Below are 6,864 nucleotides of genomic sequence, written 5' to 3'. Positions count from 1 at the left end.
ACCGCGGCTGCATCGACATCCGCACACCCCTCCCGCGGCCGGAAACGACGAGAACACGACCGCGAACAGGGATCATCCCCCCACAACCAGCCAGTCAAAACGATCCCGACGGCGTGTCACGAATTCGGCAGCAGAGTCGAAGCTGTCCTTCACGCCGGGGGTAGCGGCGAACCTGATCGGTCTGGCGGACCTGGCGGCGAGCGACGGTGATCGGGACGCCGCCCGTGGCCTGCTCGACGAGGCTGACTCCCTCGCGGTCGACAGCGGCGCGCACGGCATCGCCCGGTGGGTCGGGGAGGCCCGCGACGAGCTGAAACTCGCCTGATCGCGGTCGAGCGGGTGCGTTCGTCCGGGCGGGAGATCCGGCGGCGGTACGGCCGGCCGCGCAACGGCGGTTGTTCAAGCCGGTCTTCGTGAGCGTCGGGCACCGGATGAGCCTGGACAACGCCACCGCGCGGGTGCTCGCGTTGACTCCCCGCTACCGTCTTCCCACGACGACACGTACCGCCGACCGGCTCTGCCGCGACGCTCTCGCCCGGGCCGGACGCGGCGGCGAGCGCGGGTCGTAACCGTAACGCCGCCCACATGCCGACCGCTCTATGACCGGTGGCGGGGGTGGCCCGGTAGTAGCCTGACCGGCGGACCCCGCCCGGGGAGGAACGGTGAGGTGATCATGACGCTGCGTCGACGTGCCGCACGGCTCGCGACGGTCTGCGGTCTGCTGGTCGGCCTGGTGATGCTCGGTGCGTCACCCGCGCTGGCCGACGAGGACTCGGTCCGTGTGGGTGCGGCCAGCAGCTTCGCCGCGGGGGGTGCTCCCCAGGGAGTGAACGTCGCGGTGCGCAAGCGTTCCGAGGGGTGCGTCCTGCTGCGTACCGCTCTGGTTCTGCGCCTTGAGGGCCTTCGGCCGGATCAGGTTGCGGTCGAGGTCAACGCGGGTGGGCACTGGTTTCCGGTGAGCGTCTCCGGTGGTGGTGGCACCGTGGCGACCGGGCAGACCTCGCCGGCCAAGCCGACGTTGTGCAAGGGCAAGGGAATCACCGTGCGCTATCGGGTGGCGTTCGCCGCCGGTGCGCCGGGTGGTCGTCTCGCCGTGACCGGCGTGGGCGTCAGCGCCGCCGGGCAGGAGCTGGGCCGGGGCAGCGACGCGGCGAGGGTGACCGGTGGGCGGACGCCCGCGTCGCCCACCCCGACGCCGTCGAAGAAGCCCACCTCGAGCCCGACGCCTACCGAGGTCGCGGCGGCGGGCGAGGTGGTGGACCCGGCCGCGTTGGGTCCGGCCTCCGTCGCACCCTCCACGACGGCCGTGGCCGCCGAGTCGGGCGGTGGTTCGCCGATCATGTTCTTCGGCATCGCGCTGGTGGCGATCGGTCTGCTGTTGATCGTGCTGCTGGTCCGCCGCTTCCGCCAGGACCGCACGCCGGCCGACGAGCCAGGCCCGCTGCCGGGCAACCCCGGTGGCACCACCTACCGCGCCGGCGGGGGGTCGCCGGCCGTGCCCGGTCACCCCGGCCCGGTGTACGGCCAGCAGCCGCCGACGGTGCCCGTTCCCCGGCCCACTCCCGGGGGCGTCTACGGGGCGCGACCTGCCACGCCCCCGCCGGACGCCACTCAGTTGCTGCCGGGTGCCCCCGGCGCCCCGGGTGCCCGGCCGGGGCCCGATGACCTCGACGGCGGCGACCACACCGTGTTCATGCCCCGGCTCCCCGGCTGAGCGGGGCGGGGCCCGGTCGCTCCGATACGCTCAGGTTCGTTGGAAACCTGCGGCCAAGGAGCGGAACTAGTGTCTGATCTGTCCCAGATCGTCAAGGCGTACGACGTCCGAGGGACGGTGCCGGACCAGTGGGACGAACGGGTCGCCGAGGCGCTCGGGGCCGCCTTCACCCAGCTGCTCAACGCCACTGACGAACCCGGCGACGCCGTTGTTGTCGGGTACGACATGAGGGCCAGCTCGCCCGGCCTCGCGTCCGCCTTCGCCGCCGGGGTACGGGCCGAGGGGCGCTCGGTGATCGAGATCGGGCTCGCCTCCACCGACCTGCTCTACTTCGCCTCCGGCTCGCTCCACCTGCCCGGGGCGATGTTCACCGCGAGTCACAACCCGGCGCAGTACAACGGCATCAAGATGTGCCGCTCCGGCGCCCGGCCCATCGGCCAGGACAGCGGGTTGGCCCAGATCCGCGATCGGGCGCAGGCGATGCTGGACTCGGGGACGTCGCGCCCGGCGGGCGAGCCGACCCGGCCGGCCGAGCGGCGCGACCTGCTCCCCGACTACGCCGCGTACCTGCGCAAGCTGGTCGACCTCTCCGGCATCCGGTCGCTGAAGGTGGTGGTCGACGCCGGCAACGGAATGGGTGGCTTCACCGTCCCCACCGTGCTCGGCGAGGCCGCCCTGTCGGCCCTGCCGCTGGAGATCGTGCCGCTCTACTTCGAGCTGGACGGCAGTTTCCCCAACCACGAGGCGAACCCGCTGGACCCGGCGAACCTGGTCGACCTCCAGCGCGCCGTGGTCGAGCACGGCGCGGACATCGGCCTGGCCTTCGACGGCGACGCCGACCGGTGCTTCGTGGTCGACGAGCGCGGTGAGCCGGTCTCGCCGTCGGCGATAACCGCCCTGGTGGCGGCGCGGGAGCTGGCCAAGCACCCGGGCTCCACGGTGATCCACGGTCTGATCACCTCCAGCGCGGTCGCGGAGATCATCCGTGAGCACGGTGGGGAGCCGGTGGTCGCCCGGGTCGGGCACTCCTTCATCAAGGCGGAGATGGCCCGCACCAACGCCGTCTTCGGCGGTGAGCACTCCGCTCACTACTACTTCCGGGACTTCTGGTTCGCCGACACCGGGATGCTCGCCGCGATGCACACGCTGGCCGCCCTGGGCGAGCAGTCGCTGCCGCTGTCCGAGCTGGCTGGCGAGTACGAGCGCTACGTCGCCTCCGGCGAGATCAACTCGACGGTCGCCGACCAGGCCGCGGCGGTGGCCGACGTGCGGGCCGCGTACCCGGACGCGACGGCCGACGAGATGGACGGGCTGACGCTGCGTTTTCCCGACGGCGCCTGGTTCAACCTGCGCGCGTCCAACACGGAGCCGCTGCTGCGGCTCAACGTCGAGGCGCCCACCCGCGAGCGGATGGTCTCGCTCCGGGACGAGGTGCTCGGCCGCGTTCGCCGATAAGATCGCCTGCGCCGGTCGGCACCGCCGCCGGTGATCCCGCACTCGTGGAAGGAGCCGTGCCATGGCCCTGGATCCGCAGTTGCTCGAAATCCTCGCCTGCCCGGACACGCACCACGCCCCGCTCACGTACGACGCGGAGGCGCAGACGTTGACCTGCACGGAGTGCGGCCGGATCTTCGAGGTCCGCGACGACGTGCCGGTGCTGCTGCTCGACGAGGCGCGCGGCGGCCCCGGGCAGCAGTCATGATCGACGGTACGGCCGGGGTCAGCGGGCGGCGCGACGCCGACGAGGCCCTGCTCGACAACCCGAGCGCGCTGGCCGAGCACGACCCGGGCGACATGCTGCGGCACACCGCCTCGGCCGGTGCCCAGGTGCGCGAGAGCGCGGCGCTGGCCGCCGAGGCGAACCTCGCGGTGCTCGCCGACGACGGGCGGCCCCGGGCCGTGGTGATCGCCGGCATCGGCACGGCCGGGCGTACCGGTGACGTGCTGGCCACGGTCGCCGGGCCGCGCTGCCCGGTCCCGATCATTGGGCACCGCAGCGCGGGCGTACCCGGTTGGGTGGGCGCCGCCGATGTGGTGATCGCGGTGAGCGCGTCCGGTCGCAGCCCGGAGGCGCTCGGCGCCGCCGAGGCCGCGCACCGTCGCGGTGCCCGGCTGGTCGCAGTGGGCGCACCGGACTCGCAGTTGCAGTCGGTGGCCGAGCGGGCCCGAGCGCCGTTCATTCCGGTGCCCCGACGGGCGCCGGCCCGGGCCAGCCTCTGGGCGCTCACCGTGCCGGTCCTGCTGGCGGCGCGTTCGCTCGGCCTGGTGAAGGTCAACGAGGCGGACCTGGCGGAGACGGCGGCCCGGCTCGACGCGGACGCCGACCGCTGCCGCTCCGCTGCCGAGTCGTTCGTCAACCCGGCCAAGTCGCTGGCTCTGGGCCTGGCCGGCTCGATCCCGATCGTGTGGGGCTCGTCGCCGCTGGCCACCGTGGCGGCCCGTCGGTTCGGCGACACCCTCTCCGCCAACGCCCGCTACCCGGTGGTCACCGGTGCGCTGGGTGAGGCGGGGCGGGGACGGGTCGGGCTGCTGGACGGCGTCTTCGGCGGCTTGGCCGAGGGGGAGCGGGACATCTTCGCCGACCCGTCGGAGGACGACGGCGAGGGCACGCGGCTGCGGCTGGTGCTGCTGCGCGACGGCGGGCTCAACGCCGAGGACGACACGGACGAGCCGCTCGCCGTCGAGGAGCGCCGCGCGGACGCGGTGCAGACTCTCGCCGAGCGCCGTGGCGTGCGGTGCGACGTGGTGACCGCCGAGGGCGGCTCGGCTCTGGAACGGTTGGCCTCGCTGATCGCCGTACCGGATTTCGCCTCGATCTACCTTGCTCTGGCACACGGGTTGGACCCGATGGCCGTACCGGCCATCACCGAGATGAAGGAGCTGTCGAACCAGTGAACGAAAGCAGGGGGCGGCGCGGCACGAACGTCACCACGACGCGAAGCGGAGTGGCAGCGTGAGCGCGAACGGCGGGACGAAGGCGATCGTCGCCGCCCTGCTGGCCAATGTCGGCATCGCCGTCACCAAGTTCATCGCGTTCCTGCTCTCCGGGTCCTCGTCGATGCTGGCCGAGGCGGTCCACTCGGTCGCCGACTCCGGCAACCAGGGTCTGCTGCTGCTCGGCGGCAAGAGGGCGAAGCGCGCGGCCACGCCGGAGCACCCGTTCGGGTACGGCCGGGAGCGCTACATCTACGCGTTCATCGTGTCGATCGTGCTGTTCAGCATCGGTGGGCTGTTCGCCCTCTACGAGGCGTACCACAAGTGGTCGCACGCGGAGGGCATCACCGAGTGGCAGTGGCTCCCGGTGGCGGTGCTGCTGGCGGCGATCGCCATGGAGGCGTTCTCCTTCCGGACGGCGATCAAGGAGTCCAACCACATCCGGGGCAAGCAGTCCTGGGTGCGTTTCATCCGGCGGGCCAAGGCGCCGGAGCTGCCGGTGGTGCTGCTGGAGGACTTCGGCGCACTAATCGGTCTGGTCTTCGCGCTGTTCGGCGTCGGCATGACGCTGATCACCGGCAACGGCCGGTGGGACGCCGCCGGCACCGCGATGATCGGCATCCTGCTGGTGGTCATCGCCATCGTGCTGGCCATCGAGACCAAGAGCCTGCTCCTCGGTGAGGGTGCCGAGCAGCAGGACCTCGACGCCATCGAGCGGGCCATCACCGAGGGCCCGGAGGTGGAGCGGATCATCCACATGAAGACGCTCTACCTGGGCCCGGAAGAGCTGATGGTGGCCGCGAAGATCGGCGTACCGGCCTGCGAGAGCGCCCATGACCTGGCCCGCGGCATCAACGCCGTCGAGGCGCGTATCCGCACCGCCGTGCCGATCGCCCGGGTGATCTACCTGGAGCCGGACATCTACAGCGTCGCCGCCGCCGAGGCGGGCACCGGCGCCGCCGCCGACACCGCCGTACCGCAGCCGGAAGACGCGGCGGGCGAGGCGGTCGGGCGGCCCGGGGTCTGAGACGGTGGAACCGCTGTACGGACCGATCCGGGACTACGCCTGGGGGTCCCGCTCCGCCATCGCGCTGTTGCAGGGGCGACCGGTACCCAGTGCCGGACCGGAGGCGGAGCTGTGGTTGGGCGCCCACCCGGGCGCGCCGGCGAGCGTGGAGCGCGCCGGGGCCCGGTTGAGCCTCTGTGACCTGGTACGCGACGAGCCGGGGCAGTGGCTGGGGCAACGGGTGGCCGACCGGTTCGGCAGCCGGCTGCCGTTCCTGCTCAAGGTTCTCGCCGCCGACGCGCCGCTGAGCCTGCAGGCCCACCCCGACGCCGAACAGGCCCGGGCGGGCTTCGCCGCCGAGGCGGATCTTCCCCCGGGGGAGCGCAACTACTCCGACCCGCACCACAAGCCGGAGTTACTGGTCGCGCTCACCTCGTTCGAGGCGCTGTGCGGGTTCCGCGATCCGGCGGCGTCGGCCGAGGCGCTCGCCGCGTTCGGTGTATCCGAGTTGGCGCCGGTGGTCGACGCGCTGCGGACCGGGCCGGCGGGCCTGCGCACGGCGGTGGCGACGCTGCTCGGCTGGCCGGTCGCCGAGCGCGACGGGCTGCTGCGGGCCGTCCTCTCGTCACCGGCCGACGGCCCGGACGCCGAGTTGGCCCGCCGGCTGGCGAAGGCCTATCCGGGCGATCCGGGCGTGCTGGTGGCCCTGCTGCTGCACCACGTGCGACTGGTGCCGGGCGAGGGGATCTGGATGCCCGCCGGCAACCTGCACGCGTATCTGAGTGGCTGTGGCGTCGAGATCATGGCGGCCAGCGACAACGTGCTGCGCGGTGGCCTCACCCCGAAGCGGGTCGACGTGGACGAGTTGTTGCGGGTGCTGCGCTTCGAGGTGCTCGACGAACCGGTCCGTGCCGCCCGACACGTCGGTCCGGGGGTGGACTGCTGGGCGGTCCCGGTGGACGACTTCGCGCTGCACCGGGTGCGGGTCGGCGCTTCGGTGCCGGAGGCCACCCTGGCGCTGCCCGGCCCCCGGGTGGTGCTCTGCGGCGCGGGCTCGGTGACGGTCGACGACGGCGCGGGCGCTCTGACGTTGACGTCCGGTCAGGCGGCGATCGGCACGGCGGCCGGCGAGCCGCTGCGGATCACGGGCGACGGTGAGGCGTACGTGGCGACGTCGGGTCTGCGCTGACTCGACACAAGTCCGACTTTC

7 protein-coding genes and 1 pseudogene are annotated in these 6,864 nt (G+C 72.9%); all 8 read left to right on the top strand.

Features of this window, described 5'->3' with window-relative positions; genetic code table 11:
• Positions 1 to 325, top strand: a pseudogene (locus ACLQ24_RS07060) (hypothetical protein); the annotation flags it as partial.
• Between the two features lie 70 nt (positions 326 to 395).
• Positions 396 to 569 (top strand): endonuclease V, encoded by a 174-nt coding sequence (locus ACLQ24_RS07055; protein ID WP_425889775.1) that lies wholly within the window; start codon positions 396 to 398, stop codon positions 567 to 569.
• 104 nt (positions 570 to 673) lie between these two features.
• A complete protein-coding gene (locus ACLQ24_RS07050; RefSeq protein WP_425889774.1) occupies positions 674 to 1,714 on the top strand; it encodes a hypothetical protein in 1,041 nt (346 codons plus the stop codon).
• Positions 1,715 to 1,783: 69 nt separating this feature from the next.
• A complete protein-coding gene (locus tag ACLQ24_RS07045; RefSeq protein ID WP_425889773.1) occupies positions 1,784 to 3,169 on the top strand; it encodes a phosphomannomutase/phosphoglucomutase in 1,386 nt (461 codons plus the stop codon).
• Positions 3,170 to 3,230: 61 nt separating this feature from the next.
• On the top strand, positions 3,231 to 3,416 hold the full coding sequence (locus tag ACLQ24_RS07040) for a Trm112 family protein (RefSeq protein WP_007455824.1): 186 nt from the start codon (positions 3,231 to 3,233) through the stop codon (positions 3,414 to 3,416).
• The gene (locus ACLQ24_RS07035; RefSeq protein WP_425889771.1) at positions 3,413 to 4,609 is read left to right on the top strand and encodes an SIS domain-containing protein; all 1,197 of its coding nucleotides are present in this window, start codon (positions 3,413 to 3,415) and stop codon (positions 4,607 to 4,609) included. The genes ACLQ24_RS07040 and ACLQ24_RS07035 overlap by 4 nt, the downstream gene beginning before the upstream one ends.
• Positions 4,610 to 4,667: 58 nt before the next feature.
• A complete protein-coding gene (locus tag ACLQ24_RS07030; RefSeq protein ID WP_425889770.1) occupies positions 4,668 to 5,675 on the top strand; it encodes a cation diffusion facilitator family transporter in 1,008 nt (335 codons plus the stop codon).
• Between the two features lie 4 nt (positions 5,676 to 5,679).
• Positions 5,680 to 6,843 (top strand): mannose-6-phosphate isomerase, class I, encoded by a 1,164-nt coding sequence (gene manA / locus ACLQ24_RS07025; RefSeq protein WP_425889769.1) that lies wholly within the window; start codon positions 5,680 to 5,682, stop codon positions 6,841 to 6,843.
• Positions 6,844 to 6,864 lie beyond the last annotated feature (21 nt).

Source organism: Micromonospora sp. DT4 (assembly GCF_049841675.1).
Taxonomy (GTDB): Bacteria; Actinomycetota; Actinomycetes; order Mycobacteriales; family Micromonosporaceae; genus Micromonospora.
The sequence above is the reverse complement of the archived record's forward strand: the minus strand, read 5'-3'. Positions and strand labels throughout refer to the sequence as shown.

What these genes read in the sequence shown, in the direction of transcription:
- ACLQ24_RS07050 (WP_425889774.1), top strand. Translation starts at nt 674, where the DNA reads ATGACGCTGCGTCGACGTGCCGCACGGCTCGCGACGGTCTGCGGTCTG.
- ACLQ24_RS07040 (WP_007455824.1), top strand. Translation starts at nt 3,231, where the DNA reads ATGGCCCTGGATCCGCAGTTGCTCGAAATCCTCGCCTGCCCGGACACG.
- ACLQ24_RS07035 (WP_425889771.1), top strand. Translation starts at nt 3,413, where the DNA reads ATGATCGACGGTACGGCCGGGGTCAGCGGGCGGCGCGACGCCGACGAG.